The sequence below is a fragment of the Pseudomonas sp. LH1G9 genome (assembly GCF_002949975.1).
GTDB classification, from domain to species: domain Bacteria; phylum Pseudomonadota; class Gammaproteobacteria; order Pseudomonadales; family Pseudomonadaceae; genus Aquipseudomonas; species Aquipseudomonas veronii.
This window is the reverse complement of sequence record NZ_CP026880.1, coordinates 5,085,556-5,100,050: the sequence shown is the minus strand read 5'-3', so window position 1 is coordinate 5,100,050 and position 14,495 is coordinate 5,085,556. Positions and strand designations below refer to the sequence as shown.

General features: G+C 62.3%; 14 protein-coding genes. 8 read left to right on the top strand and 6 right to left on the bottom strand.

Translation table 11 applies throughout. The features are described 5' to 3' along the window. Window positions 1–67: 67 nt before the first annotated feature. Complete coding sequence (locus tag C5F70_RS23500; protein ID WP_104904134.1) at window positions 68–595, bottom strand: DUF962 domain-containing protein; 528 nt, start codon at window positions 593–595, stop codon at window positions 68–70. Between the two features lie 83 nt (window positions 596–678). Here C5F70_RS23500 and C5F70_RS23495 point away from each other — a divergent pair, with 83 nt between their 5' ends. The 8 genes from C5F70_RS23495 to C5F70_RS23460 all read left to right on the top strand — a co-directional run bounded on the left by C5F70_RS23495 (window position 679) and on the right by C5F70_RS23460 (window position 10,276). Continuing rightward, entirely contained in the window at window positions 679–1,365 is a 687-nt protein-coding gene (locus C5F70_RS23495; RefSeq protein WP_017848605.1) for a Crp/Fnr family transcriptional regulator, read from the top strand. Between the two features lie 38 nt (window positions 1,366–1,403). Next, on the top strand, window positions 1,404–1,769 hold the full coding sequence (locus C5F70_RS23490; RefSeq protein WP_017848604.1) for a response regulator: 366 nt from the start codon (window positions 1,404–1,406) through the stop codon (window positions 1,767–1,769). Window positions 1,770–1,998: 229 nt separating this feature from the next. Continuing rightward, the gene (locus tag C5F70_RS23485) at window positions 1,999–2,580 is read left to right on the top strand and encodes an alpha/beta hydrolase (RefSeq protein ID WP_017848603.1); all 582 of its coding nucleotides are present in this window, start codon (window positions 1,999–2,001) and stop codon (window positions 2,578–2,580) included. A gap of 49 nt (window positions 2,581–2,629) precedes the next feature. After that, entirely contained in the window at window positions 2,630–3,556 is a 927-nt protein-coding gene (locus C5F70_RS23480) for a sigma 54-interacting transcriptional regulator (RefSeq protein ID WP_104904133.1), read from the top strand. 125 nt (window positions 3,557–3,681) lie between these two features. Next, on the top strand, window positions 3,682–4,464 hold the full coding sequence (locus C5F70_RS23475) for a MetQ/NlpA family ABC transporter substrate-binding protein (RefSeq protein ID WP_017848601.1): 783 nt from the start codon (window positions 3,682–3,684) through the stop codon (window positions 4,462–4,464). 579 nt (window positions 4,465–5,043) lie between these two features. Then, window positions 5,044–6,147 (top strand): efflux RND transporter periplasmic adaptor subunit, encoded by a 1,104-nt coding sequence (locus C5F70_RS23470; protein ID WP_104904132.1) that lies wholly within the window; start codon window positions 5,044–5,046, stop codon window positions 6,145–6,147. Next, window positions 6,144–7,214 (top strand): efflux RND transporter periplasmic adaptor subunit, encoded by a 1,071-nt coding sequence (locus tag C5F70_RS23465; protein ID WP_104904131.1) that lies wholly within the window; start codon window positions 6,144–6,146, stop codon window positions 7,212–7,214. The genes C5F70_RS23470 and C5F70_RS23465 overlap by 4 nt, the downstream gene beginning before the upstream one ends. Then, entirely contained in the window at window positions 7,211–10,276 is a 3,066-nt protein-coding gene (locus tag C5F70_RS23460) for an efflux RND transporter permease subunit (RefSeq protein WP_102617778.1), read from the top strand. Before C5F70_RS23465 ends, C5F70_RS23460 begins: the two co-directional genes overlap by 4 nt. A 118-nt stretch (window positions 10,277–10,394) precedes the next feature. Here the strand turns inward: C5F70_RS23460 and C5F70_RS23455 are convergent, their stop codons facing one another. The 5 genes from C5F70_RS23455 to C5F70_RS23435 all read right to left on the bottom strand — a co-directional run bounded on the left by C5F70_RS23455 (window position 10,395) and on the right by C5F70_RS23435 (window position 14,426). Further along, the gene (locus C5F70_RS23455) at window positions 10,395–11,021 is read right to left on the bottom strand and encodes a bifunctional 2-polyprenyl-6-hydroxyphenol methylase/3-demethylubiquinol 3-O-methyltransferase UbiG (protein ID WP_046385066.1); all 627 of its coding nucleotides are present in this window, start codon (window positions 11,019–11,021) and stop codon (window positions 10,395–10,397) included. A 546-nt stretch (window positions 11,022–11,567) separates the two neighbouring features. Next, window positions 11,568–11,765, bottom strand: coding sequence for a hypothetical protein (locus C5F70_RS23450; protein ID WP_104904130.1), 198 nt, complete (start codon window positions 11,763–11,765; stop codon window positions 11,568–11,570). Between the two features lie 99 nt (window positions 11,766–11,864). Beyond that, window positions 11,865–12,509: a methionine ABC transporter permease gene (locus C5F70_RS23445; RefSeq protein ID WP_010214125.1), complete on the bottom strand. Its 645-nt coding sequence runs from the start codon at window positions 12,507–12,509 to the stop codon at window positions 11,865–11,867. Further along, the gene (locus tag C5F70_RS23440; RefSeq protein ID WP_017848595.1) at window positions 12,499–13,614 is read right to left on the bottom strand and encodes a methionine ABC transporter ATP-binding protein; all 1,116 of its coding nucleotides are present in this window, start codon (window positions 13,612–13,614) and stop codon (window positions 12,499–12,501) included. Before C5F70_RS23440 ends, C5F70_RS23445 begins: the two co-directional genes overlap by 11 nt. A 2-nt stretch (window positions 13,615–13,616) precedes the next feature. After that, complete coding sequence (locus C5F70_RS23435; protein ID WP_017848594.1) at window positions 13,617–14,426, bottom strand: MetQ/NlpA family ABC transporter substrate-binding protein; 810 nt, start codon at window positions 14,424–14,426, stop codon at window positions 13,617–13,619. Window positions 14,427–14,495 lie beyond the last annotated feature (69 nt).

The window sequence follows — 14,495 nt, the reverse complement described above, 5'->3', positions numbered from 1 at the left end:
AGCAGTGGATCAGTCACTGAAGATATTGACTGACCCACCGCTATCGGGGGCAAGCCCCCTCCCACATTCAAACTTCTCTCGGCTTTAGATCGCGGCGAGCGACTGGCCCGGAGCGGCGTTCAATCTGCTCTTTGAGCTCATGCCGCAACCCCAGCAAAAACGCCAACTCCGCCACCACAAACAACGGCCCGACGATCAGCCCCGACACATCATCCACAAACGCCGGCTTCTTGCCTTCGTAGTAATGCCCGACAAACTGAATCACCCAACCCACCACGAACATACCGATACCGCCGCTCAGCCAGACCGGCGTGCTTTGCGCCGCCAGTACATGCCCGGCCCACACCGACAAGCCCATCAACACGCTCATCAGCACGCCCAGCGCGAGTTCCAGGCGCAGGTAGAACCACGCCGCAAGCAGCGCGACGATCAGTGCCGGCGACAGCCAGAGCCCGGCCACCGGCCACTCCGGGCGTGAAAGCAACGCGGCGACGGCGACCACGATCAGCGGGATGCCGATAAAGTGGCTGGCGATATTGCGCGGGTCGCGGTGGTAGGCGGCGTATTGACTGAGGTGGTCGACGAGGCTTTTCATTGTTATTCCTCCTGTAGGATGTTTGATCATGCCCTGTCAGCCTTCGCCTAACTGTCAGCTGGGCGACAATCTTCGGAGTTCTCATGAACGCAGAGCAATGGCGACCCCGGCTGGCTGCCGGGCACTGGTTCAGCCACTTGCCCGGCGCTTTTCAGCATAGTCTGCTGGCCCACGCGCGGCTGCGGCTGCTGACGGCGGGGCAATACCTGTTCAAGCGTGGTGACCCGCCCTGCGGCTTGTATGCGGTGCTCGACGGCAGTTTGCGGATCAGCGCGGTGAACGAGCAGGGCAAGGAAGCGCTGCTCAGCCTGGTGGAGTCGCCCTACTGGTTCGGTGAAATCTGCCTGTTCGACGGCCTGCCGCGCACCCACGACGCCTGTGCGGTGGGGCCGTGCAGGCTGTTGCAGGTGCCCCAGCAGGCATTGCTCGACATTCTCGATGAAACCCCGCAGTACTGGCGCGACTTGGCCTTGCTGATGAGCCAAAAGTTGCGCCTGAGTTTCATCGGCCTCGAACAGCTCAGCCTGATGCCCGCCTCGGTGCGGCTGGCCCATCGTTTGTTGATGATCATTGAAGGGTACGGCGACATCGAGCCCTCAAAACGCCGCCTGCAGTTACCCCAGGAAGACCTGGCGGCGATGTTGAGCCTGTCGCGCCAGACCACCAACGCCTTGCTCAAGGATCTGCAAGCCCAGGGCATCGTGCGCCTGGGCTATGGCGAGATCGAAATCCTCGATGCACAGCGCCTGCGTGAGGCGGCGCACACCTGAGGGTGTTAGCCTGCAGGTCTGATCAATCGAGGTGTGTTATGCGCGTGCTGTTAGTGGAACATGAATCCGAAGAAGCACAGCGGATGGCCCAGGGTTTGAACGAGGCCGGTTATTCCGTGGAAGTCGCGGCCAACGGCATGGCCGCCCAGCGGCTTGTCGAGGGCAACGAGTACGACCTGGTGATTCTGGACGTGATGCTGCCCGGGCAGAATGCCTGGAAGTTGCAGCAGGCGATTCGGCACAAAGGCGAGACGCCGGTATTGTTTCTGACCAGCCCGGGTGGGATCGAAGACCGTCTGCGCGACTTGGAATTGCATGAGGATGATTATTTACTCAAGCCGTTTGAAGACAAGGCGCTGGTCATGCGCGTGAAAAAACTACTGCGTCGCGATCGCGGGCGCTGATAGATGTGTGGCCTGGGCTCTCGCGATCGCGGGCAAGCCCGGCTGTTAAATGTGGGAGGGGGCTTGCCCCCGATGACGGTGGATCAATTGATGAATGCGCTAGTTGATACACCGCCCCTCCCATAGTTTGATTTTTTAGTTATTAATAAATAGCTTCTTATTCCTTAACGAATATAAACCCCGTCCCTATACTGTCCAGCAACGTTAAACGCTGCAGGAGGGCACACCCATGCACAGCGAATCGATTCGTTACCTGATCGTGCCGGGCTGGCAAGGATCGCCAGAAGATCATTGGCAAACGCATTGGCAGAACAGCCTGCCCAACAGCGCCCGGGTGGAGCAGGCCGATTGGCTGACGCCGCGTCGCGAAGACTGGGTGGCCGCGCTGGCCGAGGCGATCGCCGCCGACAGCACGCCAGTGATTCTGATCGCCCATAGCCTGGGCTGCATCACCGTGGCCCACTGGGCTGCCACTGCACCGCTGCAGTTTTTGCGGCAGGTGCGCGGGGCGTTGCTGGTGGCGCCGGCGGATGTCGAACGCCCGGCCTGTGCCCCCGCGCTGCGTAACTTCGCGCCGATTCCACGCGACCTGCTGCCGTTTCCCAGCCAGGTGGTCAGCTCCGACAACGACAGTGCCGTCAGCGCCCCCAGGGCCATGGAGCTGGCGCGCGACTGGGGTGCTGAAGCCGGCATTTTGTCCGGCGCGGGGCATATCAATGTGAAGTCCGGCCACCAGCGCTGGGAGCAGGGTTTCGCGTATCTCTATCGCCTGCAAAGCCGCCTGGAGCATCACGCCCGGCGCACGGCCTGAACCTTTTTCAACGCCCCGTCCCTGAGCGGATTGGGGGCGGGAGCCTGCCATGAGTCTGCATGAAACCTTCGGTCAGCCGCTGCTGACCTTCCCCGACGCCGAAAAAAGCCCGCTGAGCATCCGCGCCAAGGCACTGGTGTTCGTCGACCCGCGTTCGCGGCAACTGCGCGAAGCGCTGGAACACCTCGCGCCCCGCGCCGTGCCGGTGTTGATCCGTGGCGAGACCGGCAGCGGCAAGGAGTTGCTGGCGCGGCATATCCATCGGGGCAGCGACCGCGCCGGGCTGTTTGTCTCGGTCAATTGCGGCGCGATCAGCCCGACCTATGCCGATGCCGAGCTGTTCGGCTACGCGGCCGGCGCCCACAGTGGCGCGGCGAGCAGCCGGGCCGGCTGGTTCGGCTCGGCCAACGGCGGCACCTTGTACCTGGATGAGATCGGCGACTTGCCGTTGCCGATCCAGGTCAAATTGCTCGCCGCCCTGGAAAACCACGAAGTCACCCGCGTCGGCGCGCAGCAACCAAGCCCGGTGGACGTGCGCCTGGTGGCGGCGACCAGCATCGACCTGGCCCAGGCCGTGGCCGCAGGCAAGTTCAATGAGCGCCTGTTCCACTACCTCAGCGAAGGCCGGTTGGACCTGCCGGCCTTGCGCGAGCGGGTCGGCGATATCCTGTCCCTGGCCGAATACTTTCTTGGCATCTACAGCCAGCGCCTGGACCTGCCGGTGCCGCTGATCAGCGACGCGGCCCAGCGCGTGCTGGAACACCACAGCTGGCCGGGCAATACCCGCGAGCTGGAGAACGTCATCCACTTTGCCTTGCTGGTCAGCAGCGGTGACGAAATCTTGCCGGAGCATTTGAACCTGCCGACCGCCGGTTCGCCGCTGGAGCAGGTGCAGCGGATATTCGAAAGCGCCAATGCGGCCGAACGGGAAACCTTGCGCAAATTCCTACATGAGCAAAATGGAATATCAACCTGAATAAAAGGTATTGTTCGGGAATAAAAAATCTAGGTATTGTCACTCTCACGCCGCGATAGCACTTCGCTGGCACTCCACACCAATACGGTCGTCAGAGACGCCCCGGAATGTCGATAAGGACACTCATGAAAAAGGTTCTGTTGTTTACCGCACTGGCGGCTGCCCTGACTGCGGGCTTCGCCCAGGCCAACGAAAAGCTGATAGTGGCCGCTACCCCGGTCCCGCACGCCGAGATCCTCGAGCTGGTCAAGCCGACCCTCGCCAAAGAAGGCGTGGATCTGGAAATCAAAGTCTTCACCGACTACGTACAGCCCAACGTGCAGGTGGCCGAGAAGCGTCTGGACGCCAACTACTTCCAGACCCTGCCGTACCTGGAAAACTTCAACAAAGGTAAGGGCACCAACCTGGTCACCGTAGTGGGCGTACACGTTGAACCCTTCGGCGGTTACTCGAAGAAAATCAAAAACATTTCTGAGCTCAAAGATGGCGCCACCGTGGCCATTCCGAACGAAGGCTCCAACAGCGGCCGTGCCCTGTTGCTGCTGCAGAAGGCCGGTGTGATCACCCTGAAAGACCCGACCAATGCGCTGGCGACGCCAAAAGACATTGCCAGCAACCCGAAAAACCTGAAGTTCAAAGAGCTGGAATCAGCCCTGTTGCCACGTGTGCTGGACCAGGTTGACCTGGACATGATCAACACCAACTACGCCCTGGAAGCTGGCCTCAACCCGGCCAGGGACGCGTTGATCATCGAAGACGCCAAATCGCCGTATGTGAACTTCCTGGTGGCGCGCCCGGACAACAAGGACAGCGCTGCTATCCAGAAACTGGCCAAGGCCCTGACCAGCCCGGAAGTCAAAGCGTTCATCGAGAAGAAGTACAACGGCGCAGTCGTGCCGGCGTTCTGATCGAGCGGTAAAACCTTTCAAGGTTTAAACGCCGACGGCTTGCACAGCGTCGGCGTTTTTTTATGGTTGGAATTTGGAATGCGCTCAAAATTGTGGGAGGGGGCTTGCCCCCGATAGCAGTGGTTCAGTCAATGCATCGGTGACTGTCATACCGCTATCGGGGGCAAGCCCCCTCCCACATTTGATTTTTATCTCACAGTGGATTTTCAGCGTTTCACCGCACTCGGGCGTTGATCGCCCTGCGCAATGCCACCAACCATTTCACCAGCTCCTGCGGATCAATCGGTTTCGCTTCGTTCATTGTTCATTCCCTCGAATCACAGACCCCACAACCATAGCCGTCATTGGCCAACCCCGCGAATCCGGCGGTTATCCTGTTGGGCGATATCAATGTGATATTTCGGTATCAAAAATGGACGGTTTATGCCAATAAAGGCCGGGCTACCCGGCGTCTTGAGCGTGGGCATTCGTTTGGCTTCGGAACCATTGGCGTTGGGCGCCATCCATGCACATGGAACCCTGCTAAAAGGTCGTAGTCGCCTACACTCCGGCAAGTTGGCATCACGTAAAGGAGCCTGCATGGGCGGTCACCCTTCGACAGTTATTTTCGCACTTGGCCTGTTGGCGCTGCTGAGCGGCTGCGGCCAGGAAAAAGCCGAGCCCAAGCAGCATGCGCGGGTGTTCGTGCAGACCGTGCAGCCGACTGACTACGCAGTGGCCGTCACGCTGACCGGCGATATCCAGGCGCGGGTGCAAACCGATCTGTCCTTTCGCGTGGGGGGCAAGATCATTCAGCGCATGGTCGATGTGGGCGACCATGTCAGCGCCAAGCAAGTGCTGGCCAAGCTCGACCCCAAGGACTTGCAGAGCAGTGTCGACTCCGCCCAGGCCCAGGTCGTGGCCGAGCAGGCGCGGGTCAAGCAGACCGCCGCCGCGTTCGTGCGCCAGGAAAAACTCCTGCCCAAGGGCTACACCAGCCGCAGCGAATACGACACCGCCCAGGCCGCGTTGCGCAGCAGCCAAAGCGCCCTGGCCGCCGCCCAGGCGCAACTGGCCAATGCCCGCGAGCAACTGGGCTACACCGCGCTGTTCGCCGAGGCCCCCGGAGTGATTACTGCGCGCCAGGCTGAAGTGGGCCAGGTGGTGCAGGCCACCGTGCCGATCTTCAGCCTGGCCCGCGAGGGCGAGCGCGACGCGGTATTCGATGTGTACGAGTCGTTGCTGGTGGAGCCGCCGGCCGATGCGCCGATCACGGTGAGCCTGTTGGATAACCCCAATATCAAGGTCCAGGGCCACGTCCGCGAAGTTACCCCGGCCGTCGCTGCCAATACCGGCACGGTGCAAGTCAAAATCGCTCTGGAGGCCCTGCCCGCGGGCATGCATCTGGGCTCGGTGGTCAGCGCTACCGCCAACGGTCCGGCCAAGCCCAGCATCGAGCTGCCATGGTCGGCGCTGACCAAAGACCTCAGCGACCCCGCCGTGTGGCTGGTGGATGGCGACGGCCTGGCGCAGCTGCGCAAGGTCAGTGTGGCGCGTTACCTCACCGGCAAGGTGATCATCAGTGACGGTCTGCAGGGCGGTGAAAAAGTCGTGGTGGCCGGCGGGCAATTGCTGCACCCCGGCATGCGCGTCGAAATCGCCCAGCCGCCCGACTCGGCCCAGGCCCAAGGAGTGCAACCATGATGCGCCTGACCGGCCTGCTCGCCGCCAGCCTGTTGCTGCTGGCCTGCTCCAAGAACGACCCGCCACCCGAGCCCGTGCGCCCGGTGTTGTCCATGGAAGTGAAAGCCGAAGACCAGGAAACCCTCGGCCGTTTCGCCGGCACCATCCAGGCGCGCTACGAAAGCAACCTGGGGTTCCGCGTGCCCGGGCGCATCGCCCACCGCACCGTGGATGTCGGCGCTGAGGTGGAGAAGGGCGCGGTACTCGCCGTACTCGACCCCACCGATCAGCAGAACCAACTGCGCGCGGTCCAAGGCGACCTCGCCCGCGTGCAGGCGCAGTTCATCAACGCCCAGGCCAGCGCCCGTCGCCAGCAGGCGTTGTTCAACCGTGGCGTCGGCGCCCAGGCCCAGTTGGACGTGGCCCAGACCGACCTGAAAACCACCCAGGCCAGCCTCGACCAGGCGCAGGCCTCGGTCAACCAGGCCAAGGACCAGCTCAACTACGCCCGATTGCGTACCGACCATGGCGGCATCGTTACCGCCTGGAACGCCGAGGCCGGCCAGGTGGTCAGCGCGGGCCAGCAAGTGGTGACCCTGGCGCGCCCGGACATCAAGGAGGCAGTGATCGACCTGCCCGCCGGCCTCGCCGAGCGCCTGCCGCCCGATGTGGTGTTCCTTGTCGCCGGGCAACTCGACCCCAGCGTGAACACCACTGCCACCGTGCGCGAAATCGAGCCCCAGGCCCAGAGCGCCACGCGCACCCGTCGCGCGCGCCTGACCCTGGCCGACACGCCGGCGGCCTTTCTGCTGGGTACGGCGATCAGCGTGACCTTGAGCTCGGCCATCCCACCGCGCATCGAACTGCCGTTGAGCGCCTTGCAGCAAATCGACGGCAAAACGCGGATCTGGCTGCTGGACACCCAAAGCCGGACCGTGCAGCCGCGTGAAGTCACGGTGCTCAGTCGTGACGCCGACAGCGTTGTGCTCAGCGGCGGGGTCAAGCCCGGTGAGCGCATCATCGTCGCCGGTGTGAACAGCCTGCAACCGGGGCAAACAGTCAAGATCGACGAGGACAGCCCGCGATGAAAGGGAGCTTCAACTTATCCGAATGGGCCCTCAAGCATCAGTCCTTCATCTGGTACCTGATGTTCGTCGCGCTGCTGATGGGCGTGTTTTCCTACAAGAACCTGGGCCGCGAGGAAGACCCTTCGTTCACCATCAAAACCATGGTGATCCAGACCCGCTGGCCGGGCGCGACCCAGGAAGAAACGCTCAAACAGGTGACCGACCGCATCGAGAAAAAACTCGAAGAACTCGACGCCCTCGACTACGTGGACAGTTACACCCGGCCCGGTGAGTCCACGGTGTTTGTGTACCTCAAGGACACCACCAGCGCCAAGGCGATCCCCGAGATCTGGTACCAGGTGCGCAAGAAGATCGACGATATTCGCGGCAGCTTCCCCCAGGGCTTGCAGGGGCCGTCGTTCAACGATGAGTTCGGTGACGTGTTCGGCTCGGTGTACGCCTTTACCAGCGACGGCCTGTCGATGCGCCAGCTGCGCGACTACGTGGAGCAGGCGCGCGCCGAGATCCGTGCGGTGCCGGGCCTGGGCAAGGTCGAGCTGATCGGCCAGCAGGACGAAGTGATTTACCTGAATTTCTCCACGCGCAAACTCGCGGCCCTGGGGATCGACCAGCGCCAGGTGGTGCAGAGCCTGCAGGCGCAGAACGCAGTGACCCCGGCCGGGGTGATCGAAGCCGGGCCGGAGCGCATTTCCGTGCGGACGTCCGGGCAGTTCGCCTCGGAAAAAGACCTGGCCAACGTCAACCTGCGTCTCAACGACCGCTTCTATCGCCTGGCGGACGTCGCCGACATCAGCCGTGGCTACGTTGACCCGGCGACGCCAATGTTCCGTTTCAACGGCAAGCCGGCGATCGGTTTGGCGATCGCGATGCAGAAGGGCGGCAATATCCAGTCGTTCGGCGAGGCCCTGCACACGCGCATGGACGAACTGACCGCCGACCTGCCGGTGGGCGTCGGCGTCTACAAGGTCTCCGACCAGGCGGAAGTGGTGCAAGAGGCCGTCGGCGGCTTCACCAGCGCGCTGTTCGAAGCGGTGGTGATCGTGCTGGTGGTGAGCTTTATCAGCCTCGGCTTGCGTGCCGGGCTGGTGGTGGCGTGCTCGATCCCGCTGGTGCTGGCGTTGGTGTTCGTGTTCATGGAATACAGCGGCATCACCATGCAGCGCGTGTCCCTGGGGGCGCTGATCATCGCGCTCGGCTTGCTGGTGGACGACGCGATGATCACCGTGGAGATGATGATCACGCGCCTGGAAAAAGGCGAAACCAAGGCGCAGGCGGCGACCTACGCCTACACCTCCACCGCGTTCCCGATGCTCACCGGCACCTTGGTGACCGTGGCCGGGTTTGTGCCGATCGGCCTCAACGCCAGTTCGGCGGGCGAGTACACCTTCACCCTGTTCGCGGTGATTGCCGTGGCGATGTTGGTGTCGTGGGTGGTGGCGGTGCTGTTTGCGCCGGTGATCGGCGTGCATATCCTCAGCGCCAACGTGAAACCCCACAGTGCCGAACCGGGGCGCATCGGCCGCGCTTTCAATGGCGGCATGCTGTGGGCGATGCGCAACCGCTGGTGGGCCATCGGCATCACCGTGGCGCTGTTCGCGGCGTCGGTGTTTTCCATGCAGTTTGTGCAGAACCAGTTCTTCCCGTCGTCGGACCGCCCGGAGATCCTCGTCGACCTCAACCTGCCGCAAAACGCCTCGATCAACGAAACCCGCAAAGCCGTCGACCGCCTCGAAGCGATCATCAAGGACGACCCGGATATCGAGCGCTGGAGCACTTACATCGGCCAGGGCGCGATCCGTTTCTACCTGCCTCTCGACCAACAACTGGAAAACCCCTACTACGCGCAGTTGGTAATCGTCAGCAAGGGCCTGAAGGCGCGCGGCGAGTTGATCGCGCGCCTGCAAAAACGCCTGCGTGAGGATTTCGTCGGCGTCGGCAGCTTTGTGCAGCCGCTTGAGATGGGCCCGCCGGTGGGGCGGCCGATCCAGTACCGCGTTTCCGGCAAAGACACCGACCAGGTGCGCAAGCACGCCATCGAACTGGCGACCTTGCTGGACAAGAACCGCCACCTGGGCGAGATCATTTACGACTGGAACGAACCGGGCAAAGTCCTGCGCATCGAGATTGCCCAGGACAAGGCGCGGCAGTTGGGCTTGTCTTCCGAAGACGTGGCGCAGTTGATGAACAGCGTGGTCAGCGGCGCGTCGGTGACTCAGGTGCATGACGATATCTACCTGATCGACGTGGTCGGCCGCGCCGAAGATGCCGAGCGCGGCACGCCGGAAACCTTGCAGAACCTGCAGATCGTCACGCCCAACGGCGTCTCGATTCCGCTGCTGGCCTTCGCCACCGTGCGTTATGAGCTGGAGCAGCCGCTGGTGTGGCGCCGCGACCGCAAGCCGACGATCACCCTCAAGGTGGCGGTGCGCGACGCGATGCAGCCGACCGATCTGGTCAAGCAGCTCAAGCCTGAGATCGATGCGTTCAACGCCGGCCTGCCGGTGGGCTACAAGGTCGCCACCGGCGGCACCGTGGAAGAAAGCAGCAAGGCCCAGGGCCCGATTGCCAGCGTGGTGCCGTTGATGCTGTTTTTGATGGCGACCTTCCTGATGATCCAGCTGCACAGCGTACAGAAGATGTTCCTGGTGGCCAGCGTCGCGCCGCTGGGGCTGATCGGCGTGGTGCTGGCGCTGGTCCCCACCGGCACGCCCATGGGCTTCGTGGCGATCCTTGGCATTTTGGCGCTGATCGGCATCATCATCCGCAACTCGGTGATCCTGGTGACGCAAATCGAGGAATATGAACTGGCCGGCTACACGCCGTGGGATGCGGTGGTGCAAGCCACCGAACACCGGCGCCGGCCGATCCTGCTGACGGCGGCTGCGGCGAGCCTGGGCATGATCCCGATTGCGCGGGAAGTGTTCTGGGGGCCGATGGCCTACGCGATGATCGGCGGGATCATCATTGCCACGCTGCTGACGCTGTTGTTCCTGCCGGCGCTGTATGTGGCCTGGTACAAGATTCGCGAACCGAAGCCGGAACATCAGGAAGAGCGCGGTTAAAAATGTGGGAGGCGGCTTGCTCCCGATAGCGGTGCTTCAGTTGGCGCAACTTTGACTGACCCAGCGCTATCGGGAGCAAGCCCCCTCCCACATTTGGAATGTATTGTCAGGCGGTTATTCAGGTTTTGCGCCAGACGCTGGCCAACCAGGGCTGCTGCTCGCGGGGTAGTCCGGCTGGGCGATAGTAGTGCTCCAGTTCCACAAAACCGGCGGCGGTCAGCAACGATTGCCACGCTTCCAAGTCGTGATAAGACCCATATCGCGGCCCATTCCAGCCTTCGCGGTTGTCACCGCGTGGATTGGAACTGAACAACACCCCGCCCGGTTTCAGCGCGCCATGCAGCTGCTTGAGCACACGCGGCAGTTCCTGCTTGGGAATGTGAAACAGCACCGCATTGGCAAAGATCCCGTCGAAGCGTGCGTTGGGTAGGTCCAGCTTCAAGAAGTCCTGCTGCAGCACCTCGCAGCCGCTGTCTTCGCGCGCCATCTGCGCAAAGCGCTCGGAGCCGTCGAGGCCCACGGCGATGTGGCCCATGCGCGTAAAGGTCTGCAAATCCCGCCCCGGCCCGCAGCCGAAGTCCAGCACGGTAAACGGCGCCGCGCCCTGGATATGCCGCAGCAGCGCGTCGATGTTCTGGCTCACATCGTGATCGCGGGTGCCTTCACGGAAGTCCTCGGCCACGCTGTTGTAGTGGTCGAGGGTGGTGGCGGTGATCTGGTTGAGGTCGTCGGGGGCGAGTTTCATGGGGGATGCTTCGAGGGCCAAATGCTGACTATATCCCATGTCCAGTCGACTGCGCCTGAAGGCGCTTATTGAGCCCCCCGCCGACAATCCCCGGCAGCGCTTCGGGCAACAGATTGCGCTTGAATTAATCAGTGAGATTTACGAAGCGGAGTGGCCCAAAGGATCGATAAAGAATCTCCCTCGAAGCGGAAAGCTGGATGAGTGTGAGCCTGCCGCGGGGAGAATTGTTAACGGTAGTTGTCGAATTTTGCCCGTGAAGCGGAGTTGCCGCTGCATCGCCAAGCGTGACGGCGGCCAGCGCCAACACCAGCGTCGCGCACCTGGCGCAGGTGGTTGTGGTTATAGTGGACATGGTATTCGCTCCTTGATTCGTCGCAGACGGTGTCGAGCCGATTAAACCTGCATAAGCCCCCTCCAACAACTGTCGACCTTGACAGGTCCAAACGAGTGCTCAGCGCGTGTTCAGCCCCCGCGCTTTGTGAATTAATCACAGTGATGAGTAAGGGTGAGGGTGGAAGTCCACTCACACTACATGTCAGTCAGTGTCTATTTGTATTGGAGCTTCTGTGTAAACACATTATTACTCCAGTTAAAGATCGCTCCTTTGTTGAACGTGAAGGAGTTGTTAACGGTAGTTGTTGAATATTGCCCGTGAAGCGGAATTGCCGCTGCATCGCCAAGCGTGACGGCGGCCAGTGCCAACACCAGCGTGGCGAACCTGGCGCAGGTGGTTACAGTGGACATGGCATTCGCTCCCTGATCCGTCGCAGACAGTGTCGGGCCAATTAAACCCGCGAAAACCCCCTCCAACAACTGTCAACCTTGACAGGTACAAACGAGTGCTCAGCGCTTGTTCAGCCCCCGCGCCAAGCGGTCTCCGCCCAGCTGAATCACCGCCACCAGCAGCACCAACAGCACAATCACCGTGAGCATGATCTGCGTATCAAAGCGCTGATAACCATAGCGGTAGGCAATATCCCCCAACCCACCTGCACCAATCGCCCCAGCCATGGCCGAGGAGTTGATCATGGTCACCAGGGTGATGGTGAACCCGCCGACGATCCCCGGTAGCGCTTCGGGCAACAGTACGTGCCAGATGATGTGCCAGCGCCGGCAGCCCATGGCTTGTGCGGCTTCGATCAAGCCGTGGTCGACTTCGCGCAGGCTCACTTCGGCGATGCGCGCAAAGAACGGCGTCGCGGCGATGGTCAGCGGCACTACCGCCGCCCACACGCCGTAGGTGGTGCCGACGATCAGCCGGGTGAAGGGGATCAGCGCCACCATCAGGATCAGAAACGGAATCGAGCGGAACAGATTGACGAACGCCCCCAGCACCCGGTTCAGCGCCGGAGCCTGGTAGATGCCGCCCTTGTCGCTGGTGACCAGGAACACCGCCAGCGGAATCCCCACCAGCAACGCGATCAGCGACGACACGCCGACCATCAACAGCGTGTCGATGGCGCCCTGCACTAAACGATCAAACCACATAACCCAGCACCTCCACCTGTTGTGCCCAATGCCCGGCGCGGCTGCGCAGTGTGTCGGGGTCATGGGGCGAGCCATTCACCGCCAGCAGCAATTGCCCCAGGGCATGCCCCTGAATCCGTTCCACGCCGCCTTGCAGCAAGCGCACGCGCCCGCCGAGGGCGCCGAACAGCGCGGCCAGGTCGGGTTCATCGGTGGCGCTGCCGGTGAACTGCAAGCGCAGTACCAGCGCGGCGTCAGCCGAGGCCGGCGTGGGTTGCAGGCGGCTTTGCAGTTCTTCCGACAGGCCGTGTTGCAGCGGCGCCAGCAGGGTTCGGCTGACCTCGTGCCGCGGGTTGCCGAATACTTCCCACACAGGGCCTTGCTCGACGATGCGCCCGTGTTCGAGCACCACCACGCGGTCGCAGATCTCGCGAATCACCGCCATCTCATGGGTGATCAACACGATGGTCAGGCCCAGCCGTTGGTTGATCTCGCGCAGCAGGCCGAGGATCGATTGGGTGGTCTCCGGGTCGAGGGCCGAGGTGGCCTCGTCGCACAGCAGAATCTCTGGGTCGTGGACCAGCGAACGGGCGATGCCCACGCGCTGTTTCTGCCCGCCGGAGAGTTGCGCCGGGTAGGCCTTGTGCTTGTCCTTCAGGCCCACCAGCTCCAGCAGTTCACGCACTTTCTGCTCGCGCTGCAACTTGGGGACGCCGGCGACTTTGAGCGGCAACTCGACGTTCTGCCACACGGTCTTGGCCGACATCAGGTTGAAGTGCTGGAAGATCATGCCGATGCGCCGCCGCAGCGCCACCAGGCGGTCTTCGTCGAACGCGCCGATGTCGACCTGATCGATCAGCACGCGCCCGCTGCTGGGTTGTTCCAGGCGGTTGATGGTGCGGATCAGCGACGACTTGCCGGCGCCGCTGCGGCCGATGATGCCGAACACTTCGCCGCGCTGGATCGCCAGGTCGATGCCTTGCAGCGCGTGTACCGTGCCGTCATAGGTTTTGCCCAGGTTGATAAAACGCACATGGGCGCGGTTGAGGTGCGGATGCAGTTCAGTCTGCTCTGCGTTCCTGGGTGGTGTGCCCAGGTCGCGCAGTTGGATGTTGGCGGCCGTCATGTTCAACCTTCCCAGCCGACTTGGTAGAGCTTGCCGAGGGATTTATCCAGGGCGGCGCGCACCACCGGCGAGTGCTGGTAGAGGTCGACGAACTTGATCACCCGCGGGTCGGTTTTGGCTTTCGGCTGGATCACGAACTGGATCACGTATTCCGGGTGGTCGAGGCCGTCGAACAGCAGCGCCGACTCGGCATCGAAGGTCTTGGACAGGCGGATATACGCCGGATAGCCCTGCACCAGATCCGCATCGTCATAGGCGCGCACCAACTGCACGGCCTCGACTTGCAGGATCTTGAGCTGCTTCGGGTTGGCGATGATGTCTTCTTCGGTGGCCTTGTAACCCACGCCCGGCTTGAGCGTGATCAGCCCCGCCTTGGCCAGCAGTTGCAGGCCGCGCCCGCTGTTGATCGGGTCGTTGGCAATCGCCACGCTGGCGCCTTGGGGCAGCTCGTTGAAGCTTTTGTATTTTTTCGAATACAGCCCGACGTTATTGATGATGCCCGGCGCATACGGCACCAGATCAAACCCGGCGGCGGCCTTGGCGTTTTCCAGGAAGGGGATGTGCTGGAAGTAGTTCACGTCGATATCGCCGGCGGCCAGGCTGACGTTGGGCGCGATCCAGTCGGTGAACTCCACCAGCTCGACGTTCAAGCCTTGCTTGCCGGCCTCGGCCACGGCGGCTTCCAGGGGAATCGCGAAGGCCGCGGTGGTGCCGACTTTCAGCGGCGCGTCGGCGGCGAATACTGCCGAGCTGAATAAACCGAGGGCCAGGGCCAGTGCTTTGACTGGGTGAGAGAGCAGGGTCTTTTTCATAATCGAGTTCCAGTCATAAGTGATGGGTGCAAACAATAGAGATCCCATGTGGGAGGGGGCTTGCCCCCG

What these genes read in the sequence shown, in the direction of transcription:
- C5F70_RS23485 (WP_017848603.1), top strand. Translation starts at nt 1,999, where the DNA reads ATGCACAGCGAATCGATTCGTTACCTGATCGTGCCGGGCTGGCAAGGA.
- C5F70_RS23465 (WP_104904131.1), top strand. Translation starts at nt 6,144, where the DNA reads ATGATGCGCCTGACCGGCCTGCTCGCCGCCAGCCTGTTGCTGCTGGCC.
- C5F70_RS23460 (WP_102617778.1), top strand. Translation starts at nt 7,211, where the DNA reads ATGAAAGGGAGCTTCAACTTATCCGAATGGGCCCTCAAGCATCAGTCC.
- C5F70_RS23495 (WP_017848605.1), top strand. Translation starts at nt 679, where the DNA reads ATGAACGCAGAGCAATGGCGACCCCGGCTGGCTGCCGGGCACTGGTTC.
- C5F70_RS23435 (WP_017848594.1), bottom strand. Translation starts at nt 14,426, where the DNA reads ATGAAAAAGACCCTGCTCTCTCACCCAGTCAAAGCACTGGCCCTGGCC.
- C5F70_RS23470 (WP_104904132.1), top strand. Translation starts at nt 5,044, where the DNA reads ATGGGCGGTCACCCTTCGACAGTTATTTTCGCACTTGGCCTGTTGGCG.
- C5F70_RS23455 (WP_046385066.1), bottom strand. Translation starts at nt 11,021, where the DNA reads ATGAAACTCGCCCCCGACGACCTCAACCAGATCACCGCCACCACCCTC.
- C5F70_RS23500 (WP_104904134.1), bottom strand. Translation starts at nt 595, where the DNA reads ATGAAAAGCCTCGTCGACCACCTCAGTCAATACGCCGCCTACCACCGC.
- C5F70_RS23445 (WP_010214125.1), bottom strand. Translation starts at nt 12,509, where the DNA reads ATGTGGTTTGATCGTTTAGTGCAGGGCGCCATCGACACGCTGTTGATG.
- C5F70_RS23475 (WP_017848601.1), top strand. Translation starts at nt 3,682, where the DNA reads ATGAAAAAGGTTCTGTTGTTTACCGCACTGGCGGCTGCCCTGACTGCG.
- C5F70_RS23440 (WP_017848595.1), bottom strand. Translation starts at nt 13,614, where the DNA reads ATGACGGCCGCCAACATCCAACTGCGCGACCTGGGCACACCACCCAGG.
- C5F70_RS23450 (WP_104904130.1), bottom strand. Translation starts at nt 11,765, where the DNA reads ATGTCCACTGTAACCACCTGCGCCAGGTTCGCCACGCTGGTGTTGGCA.
- C5F70_RS23480 (WP_104904133.1), top strand. Translation starts at nt 2,630, where the DNA reads ATGAGTCTGCATGAAACCTTCGGTCAGCCGCTGCTGACCTTCCCCGAC.
- C5F70_RS23490 (WP_017848604.1), top strand. Translation starts at nt 1,404, where the DNA reads ATGCGCGTGCTGTTAGTGGAACATGAATCCGAAGAAGCACAGCGGATG.